This window comes from Rhizobium lentis, assembly GCF_014200175.1.
Lineage (GTDB): Bacteria > Pseudomonadota > Alphaproteobacteria > Rhizobiales > Rhizobiaceae > Rhizobium > Rhizobium mulingense.
Genome location: NZ_JACHBD010000001.1, coordinates 1114740 through 1140023, shown reverse-complemented (window position 1 = coordinate 1140023; position 25284 = coordinate 1114740). Strand labels below are relative to the sequence as shown.

Below are 25284 nucleotides of genomic sequence, written 5' to 3'. Positions count from 1 at the left end.
GCGTTTGACGTGACAAGCAGGTGTTACCGGCCGGCATTCGGATCGCGCATCGGGATCGAGGAGACCGTGACCGAAACCGGGTCGCTCGCCGGAAAAGAATCTTCGAGGCCCTCTTCCAGTTCTTCTTCAAGCAGGGCGGCATCCTTGCTGCGCGGGCCGTCGCCATGGGTGGGTTCGATGGCTGTCGCAAGCAGGGCCTTGGCGCGCGAGACGGCATTTTCCGAGGTTAGCTCTGGCCTGCTGCGCAACGTCACGGCAATGCTGTCTTCGCCCTCGCCGCCGAATTCGATGACGAAGCCGTCTTCCGTCTGGTAGACAGTGATGTCGCTGAGTGCCATGGCCTCCCCCGAAAAAAGCGCTTACATGCGCAAGGCGCGCCTTAATGATGCGCGCTTTCCGGATTTTGTCGAGCGAAGACCTTCACCAGCCAGTCGATGAAGACGCGCACGCGCGGTGAAAGCTGGCGGTTGCGGGGATAGAGCAGGGATACCGGCGTCGGCGTCAGCGGAAAATGCCACCCCGGCCGAAGAACTGGCCCGGGAGACGAGCTGGCCGGCGGCAAGGCGCTGACCGCTAAAGCCGATGTCAGCAATGCGGGCGCCGTGCGCCGCATGTTCGATGCCGCGGAAGCCGCTTTCGGTGGCATCGACGTGCTCGTCAACAATGCCGGCATCATGATGCTCTCCTCGCTCGCTCAAACTGACGACGAAAACTTCGACCGCCAGATCGGCGTCAATCTCAGGGGCACCTTCAACACGTTGAGGGAAGCGGCCAGGCGCTTGCGCCACGGCGGCCGGGTCATTAACTTCTCGACCTCGACCGTCGGCTTGAAGCTTGAAACCTACAGCGTCTACGCCGCGACCAAAGCGGCCGTCGAAACGCTGACGGCGATCATGGCCAAGGAAATGCGCGGCCGCAATATCACCGTCAATGCCATTGCGCCCGGTCCTGTCGCCACCGATCTTTTCCTCAACGACAAATCAGAGGAACTCGTCGCCCGCATGGCGAAGATGAACCCGCTGGAGCGCCTCGGTACGCCCGAGGACATCGCGTCGGCGGTCGCCTTCCTCGCCGGTCCGGACGGCGGCTGGATCAACGGCCAGACGCTGCGCGCCAATGGCGGCATGATCTGACGAAGGCGAGCTCATCGCGATTATGTGATCGCTTGTAGGCTTTCCCTCTTACAATCTTATGGGGAGTGCCTATAACTGCTTTATCGCGAGAGAGTGGAGTTCCCTGACGCTCTCTTACGAACCTCCAGAGCCTGCCGCGCCCGCTCTGCGGCGCGACAGGTCCGATGTTCGAAATATTGCGGCCCGTCGAAGGTTCCCCTCCTTCCGGGCCGTATCTGTTTTGCCGCTCAATAGTCGTTCAGCTTGGCCTCGACCAGAAGCTTCACCAGCCAGTCGACGAAGACGCGGACCTTGTTGCTGAGGTGGCGATTCGGCGGATAGACCACATAGAGCGGGATCGGATCGCGGCGCCATTCCGGCAGCACGCGGACGAGTTCGCCCCGCCGCATCGGCTCGCGCGCCATGAAGGTCGGTACCTGCGCGACACCGAGCCCCGTCAGCGCTGCTGTCAGATAGGTGCGGCTGTCGTTGACGGAGGCGATATAGCGTGGGTTGGTTTCAATCATCTCGTTGTCCCTGCGAAATTCGAAGGGCAGCGTCCGGTTGTTCTGAGCGCGGAAATAGTTCACCGAAAAATGTGCGGCCTCCAGATCCTCAGGGCGTTCGGGCATGCCGAATTTCTGGATGTAACTTGGCGAAGCACAGGTGATGAGTTCCATCTCCGACACGCGCCGGGCGATGAGCGACTGGTCGGTAGGCGTGCCGGCCCGCAACGCGCAATCGACATTTTCGACCAGATAATCCACCGTGCGGTCGCTGACGCCGAGGTCCAGACGGATATCCGGATAACGCTGATAAAAGTCGCAAAGAGCCGGGACGACGATTGCGTCAGCAAAGGCGCCGCTCATTTCGACGCGCAGCCGCCCGCTCGGCAGGCTCTGCGAGTTGGAGAGGCTGCCGTCGAGTTCCTCCAGTTCGGAGATGAGCTGGGCGGCGCGTTCGTAATAAAGCGCGCCGTCCGTGGTCACCATGACCCGTCGCGTGGTACGGTTCAGAAGCTTGGTGCGCAGATGCGCTTCCAGGCCCTGGATGAGATTGGTCACCGTCGCCTTCGGCATAGCGAGCATGTCGGCGGCGCGGGTGAAATTGCCCGTCTCCACCACGCGGATGAAGACGCGCATTGCCGAAAGTTGATCCATCGGTTTCAAGTCCGGAGTTTGCGTTGCACCATTATTCGAGAATCGGAACAGTGTAATCGCGATATCGCTTCTTATTCCCTGTTCTGAATAACAATATCTTTTTTATGCAAAATGCAAGCGACGGCGTTTTCTGTTTGTCGCGATGCACAAAGAGACGGCAATCATGACGGTGGAATGGAAAGATATGATGCTGGATAAGGTGGCCATCGGCCCCGTTTCCGCACGCATCTACCAAGGCGCCGATTATGGCAAAGGTCCGCCGATCGTGCTTTATCTGCATGGTGGAGCGTTTCTCGACAGCGAGACGAATGTCGACCGACCGGTGGCGATCAGCCTTGCCAAGGCTGGCGCCATCGTCGCCGCCGTCGATTACAGCAGCCTATCCGGGAACCTGTTTCCGAAGGCGCTGGAAGTTTCCTTCTCGGTTTTTACCTATCTCGCCAACAAGCGCGCTGCCGGTCTCGGCGACCGCAAGTCGCTGCTCTTCGTCGCCGGCGAAGAGGCCGGCGGCAATGTCGCCGCCGGTGTGGCGCTGAAGGCGCGCGACCAACTGCCCGACGCACTCGATGGGCAGATTCTGATTTCGCCGCTGCTTGATCCCTTCATGGGCACATCCTCTATCCGCAGAGCGGAGGCCATCGGCATGCGGCAGCGCTGGACAGAGGGCTGGAGCCATTACTTGAGCGGCGGCGGCTGCCACCCTTACGCGGCGCCTTGCCTCTGTTCGCGTCTTGCGGGCGTCGCGCCGGCGCTGATCTTCACCGCCGAGGACGATCCTCTGCACGACGAAACAATTGGTTACGGTGCCCGCCTGAAGAAGGCGGGTGTCGGTGTGCGCCAGCATGTCATTCCCGCCGGGACGGGCTGGCCCTCGATTTATGGTGGGAAATCCGGGGAAGTGCCCGATTGGCAGGAACACGTCAGCCGCCATTTCGGAGATTTCCTTCAGGACGTAAGCGTCCAACCGCAATTGCATTGAAGAAGATTTGATATTTCGGCGGCTTGGGGCCGCAAGGAGAGTACTGATGACGTCCAGAAACAAGCGCTGGGCCCTGGTGGGCGCCGGCATAGGCCTTATTGCGTCGGTTTCCGGCGCTGCATTGTTTTTCGAACTGCCGATGAGCACGACCGCCACGGCCGCTTCCGCCCCGGCGCAGCCTCCCGCCGTGCCGGTGACGGTTGCCGTCGTCGCGGCGCGCGATGTGACGGCTTGGGAGAGTTTCTCCGGCCGCCTCGAAGCCGTCGACCGTGTCCAGGTTCGTTCCCGCGTCGCCGGCGCCATCCTGTCGGTGGCGTTCCGCGAAGGTGCGCTGGTCAAGCAGGGCGACCTGCTGTTCACCATCGATCCGGCTCCCTATCAGGCGAGCGTGGCGCAGGCGCAGGGCCAGGTCGCTTCGGCCGAAGCGAAGGTCAGCCTGGCGCAGACCGAGCTCGATCGCGGCCGCAGGCTTTCCGACAACCGCACGATCTCCCAGAGCGATCTCGATCAACGCCAAAGCGCGCTGGCCGAGGCGCAGGCAGGACTGCGTTCGGCGCAGGCCGCATTGCAGTCGGCCCAGCTCGATCTCGATTATACTGAGGTGCGGGCGCCGGTGTCCGGCCGTATCGGCAAGATCGAGGTGACCGCGGGTAACCTGGTTGCGGCCGGCTCGGCTTCGCCGGCGCTGACGACGCTCGTTTCGGTCGATCCGATCTATGCGAGCTTCAATGCCAGCGAAGAGATGGTGACGCGTGCCCTTGCCCAACTGCCGCAGACGGACAGCGCCTTGCCGCCGGTCGAACAGATCCCCGTCGAGGTCGGCACGCTGGCCGACAGCGGCACACCGATCAAAGGCAAGCTGCAGCTGATCGACAATGAGGTCGATGCCTCAAGCGGCACGATCGGCGTGCGCGCAGTCTTCGACAATCCGGGCGGGCGCCTGATCCCCGGCCAGTTCGTGCGGGTGCGCATGGGCCAGCCGAAGGCGGAGAACAAGATCGTCATCAGCGATCGTGCCGTCGGCACCGACCAGGACAAGAAGTTCGTCTTCGTCGTCGACGGCGAGAACAAGGTGGCCTATCGGCAGGTGCAGCTCGGCACGCTGTCTGACGGTCAGCGGGTAGTCGAAAGCGGCCTGAACGCGGGCGAGAAGATCGTCGTCAACGGCCTGCAGCGCATCCGTCCGGGGGCCGTTGTTATCCCGCAGATGGAAGAGAAGGTCGCGACCGCTCAGTAAGACTTCGCCCTCCCCGGCGGGGCTAGGCTATGCCTCGCCCGGGGAGGCCCATGCTCGAATTGATATGACCCGCCGGTGGTTCCCAAGCCGCCGGAGAGGCACTTTGCATCCATGTTCACCCCGGAGAGGGCTTTGATATGAACATCTCCAGATTCTTTGTCGACCGCCCGGTTTTTGCCGGCGTTCTTTCGGTCCTCATCGTGGTTGCCGGCCTGATCGGCCTCAGGGCGCTGCCGATTTCCGAATATCCCAACGTCGTGCCGCCGTCGGTCGTCGTGCGCGCCACCTATCCCGGCGCCAATCCGAGCGTCATTGCCGAAACGGTGGCGACACCGCTCGAGGAGCAGATCAACGGCGTCGAGGACATGCTCTACATGTCGAGCCAGGCGACGTCGGACGGCGTGCTTAATGTCACCGTCACCTTCAAGCTCGGCACCGATCCCGACAAGGCGCAGCAGCTCGTGCAGAACCGGGTCTCGCAAGCTGAGCCGCGCCTGCCGGCGGAAGTCCGCGCGCTGGGCATCACCACCGTCAAGAGCTCGCCCGACTTCATCATGGTCGTCAATCTCGTCTCCGACGGCGACAGTCACGACATCACCTATCTTCGTAACTACGCGACCCTCAACATCAAGGACCGGCTTGCCCGTATCCCGGGCGTCGGCCAGGTGCAGGTCTTCGGCGCTGGCGATTACTCGATGCGCGTTTGGGTCGATCCGCAGAAGGCGGCCGAGCATGATCTCGCTGCGAGCGACATCAGCAACGCCATCAGTTCGCAGAACGTCCAGGCGGCTGCCGGCATCATCGGTGCCTCTCCGAGCAAGCCGGGTGTTGACCTGCAGCTCAACGTGAATGCGCAGGGCCGCCTGCGCACGCCCGAGGAGTTCGGCAACATAATCGTCAAGACCGGCGCCAATGGCGAGATCACCCGCCTTCGCGACGTTGCCCGCATCGAACTCGGCGCTGCCGATTACACGCTGCGTTCGCTGCTCGACGGCAAGCCGGCGGTCGCCGTTGCCGTGCTCCAGGCGCCCGGTTCCAACGCCATCGAGATCGCCGACAATGTGCGCGCGACCATGGATCAACTGCAACTGGCCATGCCCGAGGGCGTGAAATACGAGATTGTCTACGATACGACGAAATTCGTGCGCTCCTCGATCGAGAAGGTTATCGACACGCTGCTTGAAGCCGTGGCGCTCGTCGTCCTTGTCGTCATCCTGTTCCTGCAGACATGGCGCGCCTCGATCATTCCGCTGATTGCGGTTCCGGTCTCGATCATCGGTACCTTCGCGGTCATGTATGTCTTCGGCTTCTCGATCAACGCGCTCAGCCTGTTCGGTCTGGTGCTCGCAATCGGTATCGTCGTCGACGACGCCATCGTCGTGGTCGAAAACGTCGAGCGCAACATCGAGCAGGGCCTGTCGCCGAGAGCGGCCACCTACAAGGCGATGAAGGAAGTCTCAGGCCCGATCATCGCGATCGCGCTGGTGCTCGTCGCGGTTTTCGTGCCGCTCGCCTTCATTTCCGGTCTGTCGGGACAGTTCTATCGCCAGTTCGCACTGACGATCGCCATCTCGACCGTCATCTCGGCCTTCAACTCGCTGACCTTGTCTCCGGCGCTCGCAGCTCTTCTCTTGAAGGGTCACCACGCGCCGAAGGATTGGCTGACGCGGTTCATGGACGCCATCTTCGGCTGGTTCTTCCGCGGCTTCAACCGTGTATTCGGCGCCGGCTCGAACGCCTACGGCAAGGGTGTGGGCGGGCTGGTGTCGCGCAAGAGCATCGTAATGGTGGTCTATCTGGCGCTGGTCGGCGCGACCTACAGCATGTTCACGACGGTTCCCGGCGGCTTCGTGCCCTCCCAGGACAAGCAGTATCTGATCGGCTTCGCTCAGCTGCCGGATGCCGCCAGCCTCGACCGGACGGAAGACGTCATCAAGCGCATGACGGATATCGCGCTCGCCCAGCCCGGCGTTGCCAACGCAATCGCCTTCCCGGGCCTGTCGATCAACGGCTTCACCAACTCGTCGAATGCCGGCATCGTCTTCGTGACGCTCAAGGACTTCGAGGAGCGCAAGACGCCTGATCTCTCGGGCGGCGCCATCGCCATGGCGCTGAACCAGAAGTTCGGTGCCATCCAGGATGCCTTCATCGCCATGTTCCCGCCGCCGCCGGTCAACGGTCTCGGCACGACGGGCGGTTTCAAGCTGCAGATCGAGGATCGCGCCGGCTTGGGCAACCAGGCGCTCGACGAGGCGACCAAGGCGGTGCTCGCCAAGGCCTACCAGACGCCTGAGCTTGCCGGGCTGTTCTCCAGCTTCCAGATCAACGTGCCGCAACTCTATGCCGATCTCGACCGCGCCAAGGCCGAGCAGCTCGGAGTTTCCGTCACCGATGTGTTTCAGACGCTGCAGATCTATCTCGGTTCGCTCTATGTGAACGACTTCAATGCTTTCGGCCGCACCTACAGCGTCCGCGTGCAGGCCGATGCCAAATTCCGCGCCCAGCCGGAAGATATCGGCCAATTGAAGGTCCGTTCGGCATCGGGCGAAATGATCCCGCTTTCGGCGCTGCTGAAGGTCGAGCCGAGCACCGGTCCGGAGCGCGCCAACCGCTACAACGGCTTCCTTGCCGCCGACATCAACGGCGGTCCGGCGCCGGGCTTCTCATCCGGCCAAGCCCAGGCGGCAATCGAGAAGATCCTTCGCGAGACCCTGCCTGCTGGCATCGACTTCGAATGGACGGATCTGACCTATCAGCAGATCCTCGCCGGCAATTCGAGCGTCGTCGTCTTCCCCCTGGCACTGCTGCTCGTCTTCCTGGTGCTGGCCGCCCAATATGAAAGCCTGACGCTCCCGCTTGCGATCATCATGATCGTGCCGATGGGTGTGCTGGCCGCGTTGACGGGCGTCTGGCTCACCGGGGGGGACAACAACATCTTCACCCAAATCGGCCTGGTCGTCCTTGTCGGTCTATCGGCGAAGAACGCGATCCTCATCGTCGAGTTCGCCCGTGAACTGGAGTTCGAAGGCAGGACGCCACGGGAAGCCGCTGTCGAGGCCAGCCGGCTGCGTCTTCGCCCGATCCTCATGACCTCCATGGCCTTCATCATGGGTGTCGTGCCGCTCGTCGTCTCGACCGGCGCCGGTGCGGAAATGCGTGCCGCCATGGGTGTCGCGGTCTTCTCCGGCATGATCGGCGTGACCTTCTTCGGCATCTTCATGACGCCGGTGTTCTACGTGCTGCTGCGCCGGATGACGGGCAACCGCCCGCTGGTCCAGCACAAGCCGGACGAGCACAAGGAGGAAGAGGCCGAGGTCATCAGGCTCGCGGCCGAATAAACGGAATTCAACCTTCCTTTGTCGAGTAAATCGGGCGGGAACTGCGGTTCTCGCCCGTATCGTTTTCGGAGACCCGACAAAAATGCGTTACGTTCATCAAAACGGTTGCAACCATGGGCGAGGGGACTATCAAAGACGGATAGCAGCTCGGAGGATCGGCGCGGGCGTTACCTATACGCAATGCGGGCAAGGCCGGAGCGCTTGCGGGAGATGATGGGATGGGCTGAAGCCCAGGCTTCTCGACTTCGAAGAGACGTATGCCCGATCGGGAGGATGGTAATGACGGACAGCCAGACGAAAAAACGCCGCCTGCGTTCGCAGGATTGGTTCGACAATCCCGATCACATCGACATGGCGGCGCTCTATCTCGAGCGTTTCATGAATTATGGCATCACGCCGGAGGAGCTGCGTTCCGGCAGGCCGATCATAGGGATTGCCCAGAGCGGCAGCGACCTTACACCCTGCAATCGGGTGCATATCGAACTCGCCAATCGCGTGCGCGACGGCATTCGCGATGCCGGCGGCATTCCGATCGAATTTCCCACGCATCCGATCTTCGAGAACTGCAAACGCCCGACGGCCGCGCTCGACCGCAATCTCGCCTATCTCGGCCTCGTCGAAATCCTCTATGGCTATCCGCTCGACGGCGTGGTGCTGACCACCGGCTGCGACAAGACCACGCCTTCGGCGATCATGGCGGCCTCGACGGTCGATATTCCGGCGATCGTGCTCTCCGGCGGGCCGATGCTGGACGGCTGGCACGAGGGGGAACTGGCGGGTTCCGGCACGGTGATCTGGCGGATGCGGCGGAAATATGCGGCCGGCGAAATCGACCGAGAGGAATTCCTGCAGGCAGCGCTCGACTCGGCTCCTTCGGTCGGCCACTGCAATACAATGGGCACTGCTTCGACGATGAACGCGCTGGCGGAAGCACTCGGCCTGTCGCTGACCGGGTGCGGCGCCATTCCGGCCGCCTACCGCGAGCGGGGGCAGATGGCCTACCGCACCGGACGGCGCGCCGTCGAGATCGTGTTCGAGGATCTGAAGCCGTCGGATATCCTGACGCGGGCGGCCTTCCTCAATGCGATCCGCACCAATTCGGCGATCGGCGGCTCGACCAATGCACAGCCGCATCTGGCTGCGATGGCCAAGCATGCCGGTGTCGAACTCTATCCCGACGACTGGCAGGTGCACGGCTTCGATATCCCGCTGCTGGCCAATGTTCAACCGGCTGGCGCCTATCTCGGTGAGCGTTATCACCGCGCCGGCGGCACGCCGGCAATCATGTGGGAGCTGCTGCAGGCCGGTAAACTCGACGGCGACTGTCGCACGGTGACAGGCAGGACGATCGCCGAGAACCTGCATGGGCGGGAAGCCGGCGACCGCGAGGTCATCCGGCCGTTCGACGACCCGCTGAAGGAGCGAGCCGGTTTCCTCGTCCTGAAGGGTAACCTCTTCGACTTCGCCATCATGAAAATGAGTGTCGTTTCAGAGGATTTTCGCCGGCGCTATCTCCAGGAGCCGGGGCGAGAAGGCGTCTTCGAGGGCAAGGCTGTCGTCTTCGACGGCTCGGAAGATTATCATCGTCGCATCAACGATCCCGCGCTCGGCATCGACGAGAATACCATCCTCGTGATTCGCGGCGCTGGGCCACTCGGCTGGCCGGGTTCGGCCGAGGTTGTGAACATGCAGCCGCCCGACCATCTTCTGAAGCGCGGCGTCCGCAGCCTGCCGACGATTGGCGACGGCCGTCAATCGGGCACGGCGGACAGCCCCTCGATCCTCAACGCTTCGCCGGAGAGCGCTGCCGGCGGCGGCCTCGCCTGGCTTCGCAGCGGCGACACGATCCGCATCGACTTCAACCACGGGCGCTGCGACATGCTGGTGGATGACGCCGAGATCGAACGGCGCAAAGGCGAGGGCATTCCGCCGGTGCCGGCGGATGCGACGCCGTGGCAGCAAATCTACCGCCGTTCCGTCACGCAACTGGCGGACGGCGCCGTTCTGGAAGGGGCAGCGGACTTCCGCCAGATCGCGAAAAGACCACCGAGGCATAATCACTGATCGCGAAGCTGCGGCAGATCGCACGTCCGTTGATCCAAAAGGGAAAGCCGTAACGAAGATTTCAACATTTCGGTGTCGCGCCTTGCGGGCCCGGCGCTGCTCGGCAAGCTGAAAAACTCGACATTCCGCCCGGCGCAATCATATTCGAGCTGGTCGAGACGATTTTCCTCGATGAGGCGACGACACGCTGCTCGATCATATGATGATATCAAACAGCTGGGCATCAACATCGAAATCGACGATTTCGGATCGGGCCACGCCTCGCGCAGTCGCGTGGTCAGTTCGATCGTCGAAATCGCCAAGGCGCTCGATGTCTGGGTGATCGCCGACGGCGTCGAGACTGAGGCTCACGCCACCGTGCTGGCGCAGCTCGGCTGCGACGGCCTGCAGGCTCTTTGGCTATCCCGCGCGGGCAAACCAGGCAGCGATAAGCGGCTAAATGTCGGTGAAATTGCTTACTCGCCACCGGCAGGACGATAATGGGCGGCAAGTAATTTTCTTGAGCTTGCAACGGCCTTGTTTCATGGTAATGCGGAAACAAAGCTTACTGCATTGCATCGAAAATGATTATACGCGTCGTCAAGACCATCAGCGCGGCTTCTCCATAATTCGCAGCCGCGATAGGGAGTGGTGATCTGACAATTGCTTTGCCGTTGGCGGGATGGACTTGCGGGACATTCAAATCTGGGAAGGTCGCATGACTTCGGAATTTGCCGTTCGTTCGATGCGGCCCGGCGAATTGGAACTCGTGCTCGAATGGGCGCGTCAGGAGGGATGGAATCCCGGCCTCGACGATTCGCTGGCATTCCTCGAAGCTGATCCGACGGGCTTTTTCGTCGGCGCCATTGGCGAAGTCCCCGTCGGCTCGATCTCGGTCGTCAAATATGGCGACAGCTTTGCCTTTCTCGGCCTCTACATCGTCCACCCCGATTTCCGCGGCAAAGGGTACGGCAAGGCGATCTGGGAAGCGGGGATCGCCACGGCGGAGGGCCGGACGATCGGTCTCGACGGCGTCGCCGCGCAGCAGCAGAACTACCGCAGGGCCGGCTTCGAACCCGCTTATCTCACCATTCGCTATGGCGGTATCGCCAGCACGCTGCCGGCCTCAACGCTCGTTGCGCATCCGGTGCTGGATTCGCGCCTGGAAGGGCTTCAGCGTTATGATTCGGCGATCTTTCCGCAGCCGCGGGAAGCCTTCCTTGCCGCCTGGTGCACCGGCCGCAAGGGACGGCGTACCGCTGTCGTACGGAAGAGCCACAAAATCCGTGGCTACGGCACGATCCGCCGCTGCTACGAGGGCTACAAGATCGGCCCACTCTTTGCCAATGATTCCGATAGCGCCGCAGCACTGCTTGCCGAACTGGTCCCGGAGGCGAAAGGGGCAACAGTCTTCATCGATATTCCCGCGGAGAACCGCGAGGCGATCGCGCTTGCCGAAGGCATGGGCCTTCAGCCGGTGTTCGAGACCATGCGCATGTATCGCGGGCCAGCGCCAGCCACGCCGTTGAAGCACGTCTTCGGCGTGACGACGCTGGAGCTTGGCTAATCCACCGGTGAGGCGGGCACGGTTCCAGCCGAGGCTTTCGGACGACCTTTTTCGGCGATGGCGATGCCGCCGAGCGTCAGGGCCAGCGCGACCATATGGAAGGACTGCAGCGTCTCGCCAACCAGGGCGACGGAGAGCAGGGTTCCGAATACCGGCACGAGATTGATGAACAGACCGGCCCGGTTGGCGCCGATTGCCTCGACGCCCTTGATGTAAAGAATCTGCGCCAGCAGCGAGGGGAAGATCGCTGTGTAGAGAGTGATGCCCCAGCCGGCCTGATCGGGCCATTGGGCCGCATCCCGGCCTGCCTCCCAGAGGAGCAGCGGCAGCGATGTCAGCATGGCGGCAAAGGCTGGGAAGGCCATCAGCGTTCGCCAGTCGACCCGCGGTTTCCAGCGCAGGAAGATCGTGTAGAGCGAATAGGCGACGATCGCGATCAGCATCAGGCCGTCGCCCCGATTGAGCTGCAGCTGCAGCAGCGAGGCGAGGTCGCCATGCGCCGCTGTCAGCGCCACGCCTACCAGCGTCATTCCGAAACCGAGGCATTGCGCCAGCGAAATGCCGGTGCGGAAAAAGACGAAATTCAGCAGGAAGATCAGCATGGGAATGCCGGCCTGCTCGATGGCGACATTGATCGCTGTCGTATACTGCACCGCCGAGTAAAGCATCGCGTTGAAGAGGGTGTAGCCGATGGCGCCGTAGCAAAGCAGCAGCGGCAGGTTTTTTCTGGCGACCGGCCAGTCCTTCTTGAGTTGCGGCACCGAGATCAGGGCGATCAACGCGACGGCAAGGAACCAGCGCAGGAAGGTCAGCATCATCGGGCTGACATGGCCGACCGCGAGCTTGCCGGCGACGGAATTGCCGCCCCAGCAGAGGGTGGCGATGACGAGGCAAATATAGGCCGTGGCTTGCAAGAGCGTTTCTTCCTCGTCTTTTGATGATCAACAAGCGGCGTTTTCCCAGGGGAAATAGCCTGCCCACTGCTGTTTTGTCACGTAAAAAGCCCAATCGCCTGTGACAACAGGGTCGCTTTCCCAAAAACAAAGCTTTATAGATGCGCGGGTTTGAGCAGGTGCGCGGTTCCGCGCCGGTAACAGGAAGAGTTAGATGACGAACGTAGTCGTGGTCGGTTCGCAATGGGGTGACGAAGGCAAAGGCAAGATTGTCGATTGGCTTTCGGAACGCGCGGATATCGTCGTGCGCTATCAGGGCGGCCACAATGCCGGCCATACACTCGTCATCGACGGCACCAGCTACAAGCTCTCGCTGCTGCCGTCCGGCGTCGTGCGTCCAGGCAAGATGGCGGTGATCGGCAACGGCGTCGTTGTCGACCCGCATGCGCTGATCGCCGAGATTGGTCGACTGGAGGCCCAGGGCGTGAGCGTGACGCCTGACAATCTGCGCATCGCCGACAATGCGACGCTCATCCTGTCGCTGCACCGCGAACTCGACGCGATGCGCGAAGATGCGGCCTCCAACAGCGGCACCAAGATCGGAACGACGCGCCGCGGCATTGGCCCGGCCTATGAAGACAAGGTCGGCCGCCGCGCCATCCGCGTGATGGATCTTGCCGATCTCGACAGCCTTTCCGGCAAGGTCGACCGTATCCTCACACATCACAACGCCCTTCGCCGCGGCCTCGGCGTTGCCGAGGTCAGCCACGAGGCGATCATGGAGGAGCTCACCTCCATCGCCGACCGGGTGCTGCCGTTCCGCGATACCGTCTGGCTTTTCCTCGACAAGGAGCGCCGCAAGGGCGCCCGCATCCTCTTCGAAGGGGCACAGGGCAGCCTGCTCGACATCGATCACGGCACTTATCCTTTTGTGACCTCCTCGAACACGATAGCCGGCCAGGCCGCGGCCGGTTCCGGTATGGGACCGGGCTCGCTCGGCTATATCCTCGGCATCACCAAGGCCTATACGACACGTGTCGGCGAAGGCCCGTTCCCGACCGAGCTCACCGACGAAATCGGCCAGTTCCTCGGCGAGAAGGGGCATGAGTTCGGTACCGTGACAGGGCGCAAGCGCCGCTGCGGCTGGTTCGACGCCGCGTTGGTTCGCCAGTCGGTCGCCACCAACGGCATCACTGGCATCGCGCTCACCAAGCTCGATGTGCTCGACGGCCTCGAGGAACTGAAGATCTGCGTCGGCTATATGCTCGACGGCGAACAGATCGATCATCTTCCCGCAAGCCAGGGAGCGCAAGCTAGGGTCGAACCGATTTATATCACGCTGGAGGGCTGGAAGGAATCGACCGTCGGCGCCCGCAGTTGGGCAGATCTTCCGGCACAGGCGATCAAATATGTTCGCCAGGTCGAAGAGCTGATTGGGGCGCCTGTCGCGCTCCTGTCCACCAGCCCGGAGCGGGACGACACCATACTTGTGACCGATCCGTTTGAGGATTAAGGTCACCGGTCACTGCGGAGGATAGGTTCGGGAGAGTACCGGACTTCTTGAGAAAGTACTGATGGCGGATTTTATTGCAGTTATTCGGCGGGCCGTCGACGGCCTGGCCGAAAATACCCCCGAGATGCGGGTAAAGGTCTACGAACGTGCTCGCGGCGCAGTGCAGCGGCAGCTCGAGAACATGAAGCCGCGTCCGCCGGAAGCCATGCTGCAACGCCAGCTCGAAAAGCTCGAGGCTGCCATCCGCGACGTGGAGGCTGAACACTCCGAGGCGCTGTCACTCGATGAGGCCGCAGACTCTGTCGCTGTGCCGGAGCCCGTCGAGGAATACGCGGCTCACGGTGAAAGCGAACCGCCTGTGTCACAGCCGGCCGTCGACGAGCCAGCCGATGAAGCCCCTACAGAACCGCTGGCGGCAGAGGCCGTCGATGAGCCCGATCACGTCGAAGCTGCCGCACCGCAGGAAGCTCAGGAAGAGGTCGTGGCCGAGAACGTCGAGCCTGCGGAACCCCAGCCTGCAGAGCCCGCGTTCGCGGAAACACCAGTTTCCACCGAGGCGGAAGCGCCCATTGAATCATACTGGCATCCCTCGCATGAGGAGGAGGCGCCGGCCGAGGAATGGCATGCCGCCGAGGCGCGTGAGGTAGCTGACGGCTTCGAACCGCCGCCTGCCGGGCATGGCTACGCGGAAGCCGGCCAAGATCGTGCCGATGAGCAGCCTCTCGCGGAAGCCGAAGAGGTCGGGGCCGAACCGACGACCGTTGAAAGCCATGAGCCGAAGGCCGAGACGGCTTACGAGCCCATCGAATCGTTTCAGCCGGTCACGCGTGGCCTAGAGCATGCATCCAACCGGCTGGTCGAGCCGGTCGCCGATTTCGATCGTGCGCAGGAATTCGTCGAACACAGCCGCGAGGAGCCACTGCACGCAGATGCGGCGGCGCATTTCGACCCCGTCTGGACCGAACCCGCTGCCGAAACACCGGCTCCGGCGCCGAAGGATGCCGAGACCGAATGGGCGGAAGAGGAACTCCGGCAATATTCGGAAACCGCTCTGGCCGCCGCCGACACCTCGGCGCGCGCCTTCGAAGAGGTGATATCGAGCCTCGAAAAGATAGCACCCGCGGCCGTCATGCCGGCTGCCAAGGAAAGTTTCTCCTGGGAAACGGCCGCCTTCGACGATCTGCCGCCGATCGAGGCCGGCAGCGACAAGAAGACGCCGGTTTCCTCGCATTTCGACGATGTCGATATCTTTGCTGAAGTGCACGATGGCAAGGCGGCGCCTGCTGCCGGCACGCCGAGCGAGGGATGGCGTGAAGCCAAGGCACTGCGTGGCTATGACCGCCGGGGCTCGGTCGCCGCCGACGATGACGACGCCAATCCGGGGATGGATATCGATCAGATCGTCGCCGCCAAACTGCAGGGCAAGAATTTCCGCATGGAGCCGAAGCGGCGCCGCTTCGGCATCGGCACGGTGATCACCCTGATCTTGGCGCTTATTCTGATCGGGGGCGGCGTCTATGCCGGCTGGATGAACAGAGAGGCGCTGGTGGCGATGGTCGATGGGCTTGTCAGCTCAGCACCATCGCAGTCCACGAGGAACGAGGCGGCAATGACGCCGACGGAACCCGAGACGCCTGCTCAGCCGAGCACGCCGACGCCAGCCGAGCCAGCTACCCCGGAAGCGCAGAATACGCCGCCGGCACCGGCAGTGCCGAACCAGCAAGTGGCGTCATTGAACAGTGACGGTGCGGCGGCCAATTCGAAATTCACCCAGCGGCTGCTTTCCGATGGAAGCGAAGTCGACAGCGGCCCGGCGGCTGTGCCGGGAACGCCGACCGCCGAAGGGAAATCGGTGGCCGAGCAGAATGTCGCGGCTGCGGATACGCCGGCTGCCAGCGCCCAAGGTGATACGGCCCGGCCGGAAACGCTGACGCCGAACGGTCCCGCGGCATCGCCGCAGCAAGCCGCCCCGGTTGGGTCGTCGGAAAAGATGTTCCTCTATGAGGAGCGTATCGGCCAGAGCTCGCCGACGGCGATCGAGGGAACGGTCGTCTGGAGCGTCCAGCACGAGGCCGGCCAGGGTGGTCGGCAGGAAGCGACTGTCCAGGGCAATATCACCGTTCCCGAGCGTAATCTTTCGGCTCTCGTCACCTTCAAACGCAACTCCGATCCGTCGCTGCCGGCAAGCCATCTTGTAGAGATCGTCTTCTCGGTGCCTCCCAATTTCGAAGGTGGCAGTATCGACAGCGTCCAGCGCATCTCGATGAAGCGCACGGAACAGGATCGCGGCGACGCGCTGATTGCGGTTCCGGCCAAGATCACCGACGATTTCCACATGATCGCGCTCAACGATTATCCCGATGCGCGAAAGGCCAATCTCGACCTGATGTCGACCCGCAACTGGATCGATATCCCGATCACCTATCGCAACGGCCGCCGCGCGCTGCTGACGATGGACAAGGGCGGTACGGGAACGGATGCGTTCAATACAGCCATCAAGGAATGGACCGCGCTAGGGGATGTCTCGACGAGCCAGTGAGGTTGTCACGGGCAAGGGAGTGCCTTGCCCTTCACTCGCGCTCAGCGCATTCACAGCTCTGCCGCTCACGCCCCTCATCCGCCTGCCGGCACCTTCTCCTCGTAAACGGGGCGAAGGGGGATAGCTGCCACCCCTCCGTTCCTCGCTGTCCTCTCGCGGGGCATGTGCCTCTCCCGGTTTTTACGGGGGTCCGAAGGACGGGTCGAGACCAGCGGCTCGCCCCCGGCAAGGGTTAGGGTGAGGGGCCAATCACCGTCTACCCGGTCGCACAACCCAAACGAAAACGCCACCTCCCGCATCGGGGAGATGGCGTTGCCAATTCTAGACTTCAACTATCAGGCCGTGGCTTCGACGACGCGGACGGCTTTGGCGCGTTCCAGGGCTTCCTTGCGGACAGCGTCTTGCACCTTCTCGAAGGCGCGAACCTCGATCTGGCGGACGCGTTCGCGGCTGATGTCGAATTCGGCTGACAGGTCTTCCAGCGTCACCGGCTCCTCGGCGAGGCGGCGGGCCTCGAAGATGCGGCGCTCGCGTTCGTTCAGCACGCTCATCGCCTTGCTCAGCATACGCCGGCGGGTTTCGAGCTCGTCCTGCTCGATCAGCACGTCTTCCTGGCTGTCGTGATCGTCCACAAGCCAGTCCTGCCATTGGCCGCTGTCGCCTTCGGCCGCCTTGATCGGCGCGTTCAGCGAGGCGTCGCCGGAGAGGCGGCGGTTCATCGAAATGACCTCCTCCTCCGAGACGTTCAGCTTGGTGGCGATTTCCGATACGTGCTCCGGCTTCAAGTCGCCGTCGTCGATCGCCTGAATGCGGCCCTTCAGCCGGCGCAAGTTGAAGAACAGGCGCTTCTGGTTTGCGGTCGTACCCATCTTCACCAGCGACCACGACCGCAGGATATATTCCTGTATCGAGGCCTTGATCCACCACATGGCATAGGTGGCGAGGCGGAAGCCGCGCTCCGGATCGAATTTCTTGACCGCCTGCATCAGGCCGACATTGCCTTCGGAGACGACTTCGCCGATCGGAAGGCCGTAGCCGCGATAACCCATGGCGATCTTCGCAACGAGGCGCAGATGGCTGGTGACGAGCTTGTGGGCGGCGTCGCGGTCGCCGTGCTCGGCATAACGCTTGGCCAGCATATATTCCTGCTGCGGTTCGAGCATCGGGAATTTGCGGATTTCGTCGAGATAACGATTGAGGCCGGCTTCGCCGGCGGTAATGGACGGCAAGGTATTTCGGGCCATAGTGCACCCTCCTAAAGTGAATTCCGGTTCCCGATGAAAACGCGTCCCCGCGTCGAAAGGCGAACCGAGACCTGCGGCTTTCTACCAAGCCCGCACTAAGTCTATATACAGATAAGTATGGCGAAATGGCGGTTCAAGACGCCGCTCACGCAGGTGTGAGACGGGGAAGGCGGAATTCCGCAGTCCCTTCTAACTCCGCAATGCCGCGACAAGTTCCACCATATCCTCGGGCAATGATACTTCGAAATGCATGAGTTCGCCGGTGCGTGGATGCTCGAATTGCAGCATGAAGGCATGCAGCGCCTGGCGGTCGAACCCGTTGACCACCTTGCGGATTTCTTCGGGCAGCAGATTGGCCTTGGTCTTGAAGCCGGCTCCGTAGACGATGTCGCCGAGCAGCGGGTGGCCGATATGAGCCATGTGCACACGGATCTGATGGGTGCGGCCGGTTTCGAGGCGGCACTCGACCAGCGAGGCGAGCGCCGTCGCGTCCGGGGTTTCATGAAAGCGCTCGATCACCTCGTAATGGGTGATCGCCTCGTCGGCGTCATGGCTGTCGGGGCGTTTGACGGCGCGCCGGGTGCGATCGCCGGTGGCTCGGCCGAGCGGCGCGTCGACCGTGCCTGTCAGTGACCGGGGGCGACCCCAGACGATGGCCTGATAGGCCCGCTCCAGCGGCATGGTGCGGCCGTGGTCGGCAAACTGGAGCGACAGGTGGCGATGGGCAATGTCGTTCTTGGCGACGACCATGACGCCTGTCGTGTCCTTGTCGAGACGATGGACGATGCCGGGGCGGCGAACGCCGCCAATGCCGGAGAGCGTATCGCCGCAATGATGGATCAGCGCGTTGACCAGCGTTCCGGTCCAATTGCCGGGGCTGGGATGGACGACCAGGCCGGCCGGTTTCGATATAACGATGATGTCATCGTCCTCATGAAGGATATCGAGCGGGATATCCTCGCCCTGCGGCGTCGGGTCTTCCGGTTCGGGCAGGGTGATCTCGAAACTGTCGCCGACGCGCACCTTGCGCTGCGGATCGGTGACGGGTTCGCCGCGCATCGAAACCTGGCCGTCCTTGATCAGCGCCTTGATGCGGCTGCGGGAAAAATCCTCGCCGACTTGCGCCGTCAGCCAGGCGTCAAGCCGGCCTTCCGCGGTTTCATCGGCGGTCAGGACTTTTCTAATGCCAACTGCTTGTTTAAAGGGGTCGCTCAAGACGCTTCTTCTCCGACGTATTTTTAGAACGGGACACACAGATGACAGCAATCGAGCCGGACGACCAGGAAGAGAAGCCCCTTGATCCGGCGATGGAAAGTGTCCGGCGCAAGATGGTCCGCCTGCAGATCGTTTCCGGCGCCATCATGTTCGTGAGCCTTATGGCGGTCTTCGGTGCGGTTGTCTACAAGACGATGCGCGAGCCGAAGGACACGGCTCCCGCTGCCTCCGCCTCCGCCTCCGGTGTGCCCTCGGATGCGCCGCTCGCGGCCACCGTCTCCCTGCCGCTGGGTTTCAAGGTGCGGTCGACCTCGTTTTCGGCGGGGCAGATCCTGTTTTACGGCGAGACCGTCGAAGGCCGGAACAAGGCGCTGATCTTCGATCTCCGGACCGGCCGCACCATCGCTGACCTGACCGTCACAGGCAATTGAGGCCGGCATGGCCGCTCCCCCGATCGCCATCGCGAATGCCGACGATCCGCGCGTCGCGGAATTCCGCGACATTCGCGAGCGCGATCTGACCGGGCGGGAAAACCGCTTCATCGCCGAGGGTACCGTCGTGCTTAGAATGCTCGCCGAGGCGCATGCGCAAGGCCGCGGCTTTCGCGCGGAAAAGATCCTGCTGCTGCGCAATCGCGTCGAGGGCATTCTGCCGATCCTGGAGCGGTTTCCGGCCGACGTGCCGGTCTATGTCGCCGAGGCTGACGCGCTTGCCGGCATCGTCGGTTTCCATCTCCATCGCGGCGTTCTCGCGCTTGGCCGGCGGGAGGAGCGTGACGAGGCAGCGCTTCTTGACGCCCTGCCGGAACGGGCGCTGGTCCTCGTCGGCTGCGGCATTTCCAATCACGACAATGTCGGCTCGATGTTCCGCAATGCAGCCGCCTTCCGGGCAGATGCAGTGCTGCTCGACGAAACCTCCTGTGATCCTCTTTATCGCAAAGCGCTGCGTGTTTCGGTCGGGTCGGTGCTGGGCGTTCCACACCGGCGCGGCGGCAAGGGACTGGACCTGCTCCTTGCACTCGCCGAACGGGGTTTTGCCATCTGGACGCTTTCGCCCCGCGGGAAAACGGACATTCGCGCCATTCCGGCTGCGGCACGCATGGCGCTCGCCGTCGGCACGGAGGGCGAGGGCTTGCCGGCGGCGCTGCTGGCCCGCTTTCAGAGCGCGCGCATCCCGCAGTCGGACGAGCTCGATAGTCTCAATGCGGCCACGGCGACGGGGATCGCGTTGTTTTCCATGGCCTCGGCCATGGGACGCATCTGAAGCACGTCGCGATCTTTGAGATTCGCTCCCCCCGCTTTAGGTCTATATCTTCGGCACGTTATCGCAAAACCGCTGCACACTTTTGCGCGACATGCTTTAACGCACCGGATTGGCGATGATGGCAGCCACCCTGTCGGCAAGGCTGACGCGGTCGTTCGGGTTCTTGCTCCCGGCATCCGCCAGCAGCGTGCGGATCGGCGAGGAAGGGCCTTCGTTGAGTGCGGTCAGCGCCACCATATTGGCGGCGATCGAGGCGATTTCCTCGCGGATCGCACCATCACGTCCGGCGACGGACTTTGCCTTCTGCAGGCGTTCGGCAAGGGCGGCGCTGCGCTTGCGGACATCCTCGCTCATCTCAGCCGTTACCGCAGCGGTGTCGAGCATGGACGCGGTTGGGTCGTCGGGTGTCAGTTCGGTCGGTAATTCCGCCGCCATTTTGGGAAGGCCGGAGTCGCGCAGCACCCGGTTGATCCTGCGGATTTCGGCATTGGCGGCTTTCAACTGCTCCTTCAGCTTGACGATTTCCTGCTGACGGCGGGCGAGCAGGGTTTCCTTCTCGGCGGCGGATGCGCTCTCACGCGCGGCCTTGTCTTCCAGGCGGATCACCATATGCTGCTGCTGCGTCAGTTTCTGCTCGGCATCCTTGGCTCGCTTCTGCAGCAGGGTGACGTCCTGGCGCAACGTGTCGCGCTCGTCGCGCAACGCGTTGGCGCGGAATTTCAGGCTTTCCGCCTCTGTTTCACGCGCGGCCAGATCAATCCTCAGCCCGTCGGTTTGTTCGCTGAGCTTGCTCAGCCGCGTCCGCATTGCCGCCAGCTCGCTCTCCTTGTTGGCAGCGGATTGCTCGGCGATATGCAGATTGGTCTTCAACTGGCTGATATAGTTCTCGTCCTTGCGCAGGTGCGAGCGCTGCTCGGCCGCTTCGACATGCATCTCGCCGATCTGGGCCTGCAATTCACCGATATCGGCGGCAAGTCTGCCGGCATCGACGGCAAGGGCATCGTGCCGCAGCTGAAGCGAGAGGGATTTTTCGCGTTCACGCAGAAGGTCTTGGGTGGTGCGCGCGTTTTCGGCGGCATAAAGGGCGCGCACCATATCTTTCTGGGCGCGGACCTCTTGCGGGCTCAAAGGCATCGTCGCTTTCAGCCGATTTTCGGTATACCAGACGATGCGGCGGTGTATGGCCGGCGAAATCAGAAAGACGAGGAAGGCCGCGGTCAGGAAGCCCAGTCCGAACAAGAGAGCGTATTCGATCACGGCGGGGCCATCGATTCGACGTTGATACTAAAACAGGATTTCAGCCCAGTCGGCCAAGGTCTTAATCCCGTTCTCCGTTGGCCGGAACTTGACATCCGAAAACCGATTACGCTTTCGGCGTCCTATTCCGGGTCATCCGTGATGATTAAGCACGCATGGCGCATCGGGGCAAGGCCGCCGATGCGGTTGGCGGCAGTTTCGGACGGTCCTGCGGCTTCAGAAGGGATTCCAGGTCGGCGCCTGGGTGATCTTGAGGTAGCCGACATTGACGCCGAGTCGGGCGCCGACGCCGGTGCGGATCGGCACGACCAGCACGTCGTTGTTCTTCAGCACTGTCATGCCGAAGCCCGCAATTACATAGGCAGAGCCGCTGACGCCGCCGAAGCGGGCATAGATGCCATCGATGGAGGGCAGATCGTAGACGAGCATCATGACTCGCGAGCCCTGTCCGCCGTAATCGATGCCGAGGGAGGGCCCCTGCCAGTAGAGCGGATGCTCGCCGGCATTCTTGGTATTCAGCTGGCCTTCGCCATAGGTGAGCCCGGCGATGAAGGCGCCGCCGCCTTCCTGTCCGAGAATATACCCGTTCGGCAAGCCGTATTTCTGGAAGGCGCTTTCCACCACCTTGGCAAGGCCGCCGCTGGCGGAGCCGAAGAAGGAGTGGCCGGTATCGATGATTTCCTGCATCGTATACTGACCGTTGTTGTTCTGAGCGGCGGCCGGCCCGGCAACCATCATCGAGGAGAAGACGAGGGCCGAGAGCAACCTGCAGAAGCCGATGAATCGGTGCGGAAATCGAGGGCGCATGGTGTCATCCGTTCGTCGTTGGTCGGGAGCGGACAACCGCTCGCGTCAATTGCTGCATTTTGCGCCGATGATCTTAACAATCGGTTTACCAAATATGGTGTCATTATGGCACCGAATGCGATCGCAAACTTCGCGCAATTTAGATGACGCATATTACCGGGCGCGATGAGATTGCCGCCCCTCAGGAGACGATGATGTCCAAGAACCCGAACCTTACCTTGTCCGGCCCGGATCTGGCCGCGCTCCTCTGCAGCCGCGTTTGCCACGACGTCATCTCGCCCGTCGGCGCGATCAACAACGGTCTGGAACTTCTCGATGAAGGCGGCGCCGATTCCGATGCGATGGACCTGATCCGCACCAGTGCGCTCAATGCCTCCGTCCGGCTGAAATTCGCGCGTCTGGCCTTCGGCGCGTCCGGCTCAGTTGGCGCCTCGATAGACACCGGTGAGGCCGAGCGGGCCGCCAAGGATTTTGCGCTGGCGGAGAAGAAAACCGAGGTGATCTGGAACGGGCCGCGCGCCATCGTTGCCAAGAACCGGGTCAAGCTGCTGCTCAACCTCTTCCTCGTCGCCTATTCCTCCATTCCACGCGGCGGCGTGCTCGAGGTGACGCTCGAAAATCCCGAATTCGACGCCAGGTTCACGCTCACGGCCAAGGGCAAGATGATGCGCTTGCCGCCGAAATTCGTTGAAATATCGACTGGCACAATCGAGGAGGCAATCGACGCCCATTCGATACAGCCCTATTACGCTGTGCTGCTGGCTGAAGAGTGCGGAATGACGCTCGATCACAACGCCAGCGCCGATGAATTGGTGTTCACGGCGGTGGTCGCTGCTGCTTGATTTCGGAGCCCAGACGGGTGTCGGCGCCCGTCCGGTAACGATTCCTTAGCCTGATGGACCTATCCTCCAGGGTTGTAAGAGGCCTCTTGTTGCGACGAATGCGGGGGCAAAGGAGCAGTCATGCAAAGGTTCATGATCACCGATAATTCGGACATCGTCCGCAAGGTCGGCAAGCGCATTCTCTCCGAACTCGACTTTCTCGTCAGCGAGGCTTCCAATGCCAGTGAGGCGCTGCAGCGCTGCCAGGCGGAACTGCCGGAATATCTGATCGTCGATTCCGGCATGGAAGGTGCCCTCGACCTCATTGCCGCCATCCGCGCCATGGACGGGGGCAAGGACGTCAAAATCTATTATTGCGTCATCGAAGCGGATCTGAAGAAACTGATGGCAGGCAAACGGGCAGGCGCCACGGATTTCCTGCTGAAACCCTTCGATCGCAAGATCCTGACCGCCGTTTTCGGAAACCGCGCCATCGCTGCCTGACTGGAGGCGCATTCCGCCGACATCATCCATTCCGGAGCGTTCCGCCAAAAAAGTGCGGACGCTGGCTCATGCTGCGGCTCTCCTTCCCTCACCGAGATGAGGGACTCCAGGTCGAGCAGGGCCTCAGGCCATCTCACTCTCATTGCCGCCCAAATACGAAAAATCCCGCCGGCAGGGCGGGATTTCTTCATCCGATAAGGGGATCGGAGGATTCGGAAGCTCAGGCGGTTTCCGCATATTCAGTGCCGTCCGGCTCGCGAAGAACGTAACCACGGCCCCAGACGGTTTCGATGTAGTTGGCGCCGCCGGCGGCGTTGGCGAGCTTCTTGCGCAACTTGCAGATGAAGACGTCGATGATCTTTAGTTCCGGTTCGTCCATGCCACCGTAAAGGTGGTTGAGGAACATTTCCTTGGTGAGCGTGGTGCCCTTGCGAAGCGAAAGCAGCTCCAGCATCTGGTATTCCTTGCCCGTCAGATGGACGCGCTGGCCGCCGACTTCGACGGTCTTGGCATCGAGATTGACGATCAGTTCGCCGGTCATGATCACCGACTGGGCGTGGCCCTTAGAGCGGCGGACGATGGCGTGGATGCGGGCGACGAGCTCGTCCTTGTGGAAGGGCTTGGTCATGTAGTCGTCAGCGCCGAAACCGAGGCCGCGAACCTTGTCTTCGATGCCGGCCATGCCCGACAGAATGAGGATCGGTGTCTTGACCTTCGACAGCCGGAGAGTGCGGAGCACTTCATATCCGGACATGTCGGGCAGGTTCAGATCGAGAAGGATGATATCGTAATCATACAGCTTGCCCAGATCGACGCCTTCTTCACCGAGATCGGTGGTGTAAACATTAAAACTCTCTGATTTCAGCATCAACTCGATGCTCTGCGCCGTAGCGCTGTCGTCCTCGATGAGAAGTACCCGCATAATTATCCCCTTTACCGCCGCCGAAAGGTGGTCTGGCCCCCTACACGCTACCGAACAAGCTACGTGATTTGGAAGCTGCCACGAAATGGTTAACAAATTCTGATTCACTCTGGCAAGGAGTATCGAATTTATTAAATAATTTTTCCATTTCTCTGTTTTCCAATAGGAATCTCAAAAAGGCTTTCCTCAATTTTAACATTAGGAAATAGCGCTAAGTGATTCATCCGACTCGCCAATGAAAAGGTTCGAACTTCATGCCGCGGCATTTACCGACCCTTAAATCATCGGGCCTATCATTAACGATGCCCGTAAACGAAAGGTTACCAGCGGTAGGTATTTGTTAATATCGCAGGAAATTTTTTAGCAAACCGTGTCAAAGCGGCGCGCAGGGCGGTTTCAAGTTGAGCCGGGGTCTCGCATCACGGGAGTAATGCGTATGAAGTCGCGAGAAAGTCTCGTTCGCCTGAAAGAGTTTCAGGTGAACGAAAAACGACGTCAATTGCAGCAATTGCAGATGATGATGTCCGAATTCGAACGGATGACGAAGGATCTGGAGAGCCAGATCGTCGTCGAGGAAAAGAAGTCCGGTATATCAGACCCGAATCACTTTGCTTATCCGACCTTCGCCAAGGCCGCGCGTCAGCGGGCCGACAATCTGCAGGTTTCAATCAAGGAATTGAAAATGCAGGAAGAGGCGCTGGAACTGGCGCTTGAGGAAATGCAGGCGGAATATGCAAGGGCGTCGGCGCTGGAAGAACGTGACAGCGGCGCTCGAGCACGGGCGTAAATGAAAACGACGGGCGCCGGCTTCGGCGCCCCGGGGATCGCCACAGAGAAGCCATGTATGATGGGCGCGCTGGTCCATCATAC

The 25284-nt window shown here is 61.8% G+C and carries 20 protein-coding genes and 3 pseudogenes; 14 read left to right on the top strand and 9 right to left on the bottom strand.

The window, feature by feature from the left end; genetic code table 11:
* Window positions 1-23: 23 nt before the first annotated feature.
* Both GGI60_RS05515 and GGI60_RS05510 read right to left on the bottom strand, forming a co-directional pair.
* Window positions 24-338, bottom strand: a complete 315-nt coding sequence (locus GGI60_RS05515; protein WP_183911927.1) for a hypothetical protein — start codon at window positions 336-338, stop codon at window positions 24-26.
* 41 nt (window positions 339-379) lie between these two features.
* Window positions 380-511, bottom strand: a pseudogene (locus GGI60_RS05510) (LysR family transcriptional regulator); the annotation flags it as partial.
* On the opposite strand from GGI60_RS05510, the pseudogene GGI60_RS05505 reads away from it, so the two are divergent.
* Window positions 511-1133: pseudogene (locus GGI60_RS05505) on the top strand (SDR family oxidoreductase); the annotation flags it as partial. The pseudogenes GGI60_RS05510 and GGI60_RS05505 sit on opposite strands and share 1 nt — an antisense overlap.
* Window positions 1134-1360: 227 nt before the next feature.
* Here GGI60_RS05505 and GGI60_RS05500 read toward each other — a convergent pair.
* A complete protein-coding gene (locus GGI60_RS05500; RefSeq protein WP_183911929.1) occupies window positions 1361-2272 on the bottom strand; it encodes a LysR family transcriptional regulator in 912 nt (303 codons plus the stop codon).
* Between the two features lie 163 nt (window positions 2273-2435).
* Between GGI60_RS05500 and GGI60_RS05495 the strand changes: the two genes are divergently transcribed.
* The 6 genes and pseudogenes from GGI60_RS05495 to GGI60_RS05470 all read left to right on the top strand — a co-directional run bounded on the left by GGI60_RS05495 (window position 2436) and on the right by GGI60_RS05470 (window position 11436).
* A complete protein-coding gene (locus GGI60_RS05495) occupies window positions 2436-3251 on the top strand; it encodes an alpha/beta hydrolase fold domain-containing protein (protein ID WP_183911931.1) in 816 nt (271 codons plus the stop codon).
* 46 nt (window positions 3252-3297) lie between these two features.
* A complete protein-coding gene (locus tag GGI60_RS05490; protein ID WP_183911933.1) occupies window positions 3298-4488 on the top strand; it encodes an efflux RND transporter periplasmic adaptor subunit in 1191 nt (396 codons plus the stop codon).
* A 137-nt stretch (window positions 4489-4625) separates the two neighbouring features.
* Window positions 4626-7826, top strand: a complete 3201-nt coding sequence (locus GGI60_RS05485) for an efflux RND transporter permease subunit (protein ID WP_183911935.1) — start codon at window positions 4626-4628, stop codon at window positions 7824-7826.
* Between the two features lie 279 nt (window positions 7827-8105).
* Complete coding sequence (locus tag GGI60_RS05480) at window positions 8106-9890, top strand: IlvD/Edd family dehydratase (RefSeq protein WP_183911937.1); 1785 nt, start codon at window positions 8106-8108, stop codon at window positions 9888-9890.
* Between the two features lie 63 nt (window positions 9891-9953).
* Window positions 9954-10280, top strand: a pseudogene (locus GGI60_RS05475) (EAL domain-containing protein); the annotation flags it as partial.
* Window positions 10281-10587: 307 nt separating this feature from the next.
* Window positions 10588-11436 (top strand): GNAT family N-acetyltransferase, encoded by an 849-nt coding sequence (locus GGI60_RS05470; protein ID WP_183911939.1) that lies wholly within the window; start codon window positions 10588-10590, stop codon window positions 11434-11436.
* Here GGI60_RS05470 and GGI60_RS05465 read toward each other — a convergent pair.
* Window positions 11433-12350, bottom strand: a complete 918-nt coding sequence (locus GGI60_RS05465; protein ID WP_183911941.1) for a DMT family transporter — start codon at window positions 12348-12350, stop codon at window positions 11433-11435. The genes GGI60_RS05470 and GGI60_RS05465 overlap by 4 nt on opposite strands.
* A 193-nt stretch (window positions 12351-12543) precedes the next feature.
* Here GGI60_RS05465 and GGI60_RS05460 point away from each other — a divergent pair, with 193 nt between their 5' ends.
* Together GGI60_RS05460 and GGI60_RS05455 are read left to right on the top strand one after the other, a co-directional pair.
* Window positions 12544-13842 carry an adenylosuccinate synthase gene (locus tag GGI60_RS05460; protein WP_183911943.1) on the top strand — a complete coding sequence of 433 codons (1299 nt, stop codon included), beginning with the start codon at window positions 12544-12546 and terminating at the stop codon, window positions 13840-13842.
* Window positions 13843-13903: 61 nt separating this feature from the next.
* Window positions 13904-16381: a hypothetical protein gene (locus GGI60_RS05455; protein WP_183911946.1), complete on the top strand. Its 2478-nt coding sequence runs from the start codon at window positions 13904-13906 to the stop codon at window positions 16379-16381.
* A gap of 335 nt (window positions 16382-16716) precedes the next feature.
* On the opposite strand, the gene rpoH is transcribed toward GGI60_RS05455, so the two are convergent.
* Entirely contained in the window at window positions 16717-17625 is a 909-nt protein-coding gene (rpoH, locus tag GGI60_RS05450) for an RNA polymerase sigma factor RpoH (protein WP_012484996.1), read from the bottom strand.
* Between the two features lie 189 nt (window positions 17626-17814).
* Window positions 17815-18840: an RluA family pseudouridine synthase gene (locus GGI60_RS05445; RefSeq protein WP_183911948.1), complete on the bottom strand. Its 1026-nt coding sequence runs from the start codon at window positions 18838-18840 to the stop codon at window positions 17815-17817.
* A 41-nt stretch (window positions 18841-18881) separates the two neighbouring features.
* Here GGI60_RS05445 and GGI60_RS05440 point away from each other — a divergent pair, with 41 nt between their 5' ends.
* Both GGI60_RS05440 and GGI60_RS05435 read left to right on the top strand, forming a co-directional pair.
* A complete protein-coding gene (locus GGI60_RS05440; RefSeq protein ID WP_183911950.1) occupies window positions 18882-19271 on the top strand; it encodes a hypothetical protein in 390 nt (129 codons plus the stop codon).
* A 7-nt stretch (window positions 19272-19278) separates the two neighbouring features.
* A complete protein-coding gene (locus tag GGI60_RS05435; protein WP_183911953.1) occupies window positions 19279-20103 on the top strand; it encodes an RNA methyltransferase in 825 nt (274 codons plus the stop codon).
* A 96-nt stretch (window positions 20104-20199) separates the two neighbouring features.
* Here the strand turns inward: GGI60_RS05435 and GGI60_RS05430 are convergent, their stop codons facing one another.
* Entirely contained in the window at window positions 20200-21360 is a 1161-nt protein-coding gene (locus GGI60_RS05430; RefSeq protein ID WP_183911955.1) for a hypothetical protein, read from the bottom strand.
* Window positions 21361-21576: 216 nt separating this feature from the next.
* Window positions 21577-22167: a DUF1134 domain-containing protein gene (locus GGI60_RS05425; protein WP_064684799.1), complete on the bottom strand. Its 591-nt coding sequence runs from the start codon at window positions 22165-22167 to the stop codon at window positions 21577-21579.
* A 194-nt stretch (window positions 22168-22361) separates the two neighbouring features.
* Between GGI60_RS05425 and chpT the strand changes: the two genes are divergently transcribed.
* Both chpT and GGI60_RS05415 read left to right on the top strand, forming a co-directional pair.
* Window positions 22362-23009 carry a histidine phosphotransferase ChpT gene (gene chpT, locus GGI60_RS05420; protein ID WP_183913819.1) on the top strand — a complete coding sequence of 216 codons (648 nt, stop codon included), beginning with the start codon at window positions 22362-22364 and terminating at the stop codon, window positions 23007-23009.
* A gap of 120 nt (window positions 23010-23129) precedes the next feature.
* Entirely contained in the window at window positions 23130-23492 is a 363-nt protein-coding gene (locus GGI60_RS05415) for a response regulator (protein ID WP_004675721.1), read from the top strand.
* 220 nt (window positions 23493-23712) lie between these two features.
* Here the strand turns inward: GGI60_RS05415 and ctrA are convergent, their stop codons facing one another.
* Window positions 23713-24414 carry a response regulator transcription factor CtrA gene (gene ctrA / locus GGI60_RS05410; RefSeq protein ID WP_007533606.1) on the bottom strand — a complete coding sequence of 234 codons (702 nt, stop codon included), beginning with the start codon at window positions 24412-24414 and terminating at the stop codon, window positions 23713-23715.
* 436 nt (window positions 24415-24850) lie between these two features.
* Between ctrA and GGI60_RS05405 the strand changes: the two genes are divergently transcribed.
* Window positions 24851-25201 (top strand): hypothetical protein, encoded by a 351-nt coding sequence (locus GGI60_RS05405; protein ID WP_009991379.1) that lies wholly within the window; start codon window positions 24851-24853, stop codon window positions 25199-25201.
* Window positions 25202-25284: the final 83 nt, after the last annotated feature.

What these genes read in the sequence shown, in the direction of transcription:
- GGI60_RS05515 (WP_183911927.1), bottom strand. Translation starts at nt 338, where the DNA reads ATGGCACTCAGCGACATCACTGTCTACCAGACGGAAGACGGCTTCGTC.
- GGI60_RS05500 (WP_183911929.1), bottom strand. Translation starts at nt 2,272, where the DNA reads ATGGATCAACTTTCGGCAATGCGCGTCTTCATCCGCGTGGTGGAGACG.
- GGI60_RS05495 (WP_183911931.1), top strand. Translation starts at nt 2,436, where the DNA reads ATGACGGTGGAATGGAAAGATATGATGCTGGATAAGGTGGCCATCGGC.
- GGI60_RS05490 (WP_183911933.1), top strand. Translation starts at nt 3,298, where the DNA reads ATGACGTCCAGAAACAAGCGCTGGGCCCTGGTGGGCGCCGGCATAGGC.
- GGI60_RS05485 (WP_183911935.1), top strand. Translation starts at nt 4,626, where the DNA reads ATGAACATCTCCAGATTCTTTGTCGACCGCCCGGTTTTTGCCGGCGTT.
- GGI60_RS05480 (WP_183911937.1), top strand. Translation starts at nt 8,106, where the DNA reads ATGACGGACAGCCAGACGAAAAAACGCCGCCTGCGTTCGCAGGATTGG.
- GGI60_RS05470 (WP_183911939.1), top strand. Translation starts at nt 10,588, where the DNA reads ATGACTTCGGAATTTGCCGTTCGTTCGATGCGGCCCGGCGAATTGGAA.
- GGI60_RS05460 (WP_183911943.1), top strand. Translation starts at nt 12,544, where the DNA reads ATGACGAACGTAGTCGTGGTCGGTTCGCAATGGGGTGACGAAGGCAAA.
- GGI60_RS05455 (WP_183911946.1), top strand. Translation starts at nt 13,904, where the DNA reads ATGGCGGATTTTATTGCAGTTATTCGGCGGGCCGTCGACGGCCTGGCC.
- rpoH (WP_012484996.1), bottom strand. Translation starts at nt 17,625, where the DNA reads ATGGCCCGAAATACCTTGCCGTCCATTACCGCCGGCGAAGCCGGCCTC.
- GGI60_RS05440 (WP_183911950.1), top strand. Translation starts at nt 18,882, where the DNA reads ATGACAGCAATCGAGCCGGACGACCAGGAAGAGAAGCCCCTTGATCCG.
- GGI60_RS05435 (WP_183911953.1), top strand. Translation starts at nt 19,279, where the DNA reads ATGGCCGCTCCCCCGATCGCCATCGCGAATGCCGACGATCCGCGCGTC.
- GGI60_RS05425 (WP_064684799.1), bottom strand. Translation starts at nt 22,167, where the DNA reads ATGCGCCCTCGATTTCCGCACCGATTCATCGGCTTCTGCAGGTTGCTC.
- chpT (WP_183913819.1), top strand. Translation starts at nt 22,362, where the DNA reads ATGTCCAAGAACCCGAACCTTACCTTGTCCGGCCCGGATCTGGCCGCG.
- GGI60_RS05415 (WP_004675721.1), top strand. Translation starts at nt 23,130, where the DNA reads ATGCAAAGGTTCATGATCACCGATAATTCGGACATCGTCCGCAAGGTC.
- ctrA (WP_007533606.1), bottom strand. Translation starts at nt 24,414, where the DNA reads ATGCGGGTACTTCTCATCGAGGACGACAGCGCTACGGCGCAGAGCATC.
- GGI60_RS05405 (WP_009991379.1), top strand. Translation starts at nt 24,851, where the DNA reads ATGAAGTCGCGAGAAAGTCTCGTTCGCCTGAAAGAGTTTCAGGTGAAC.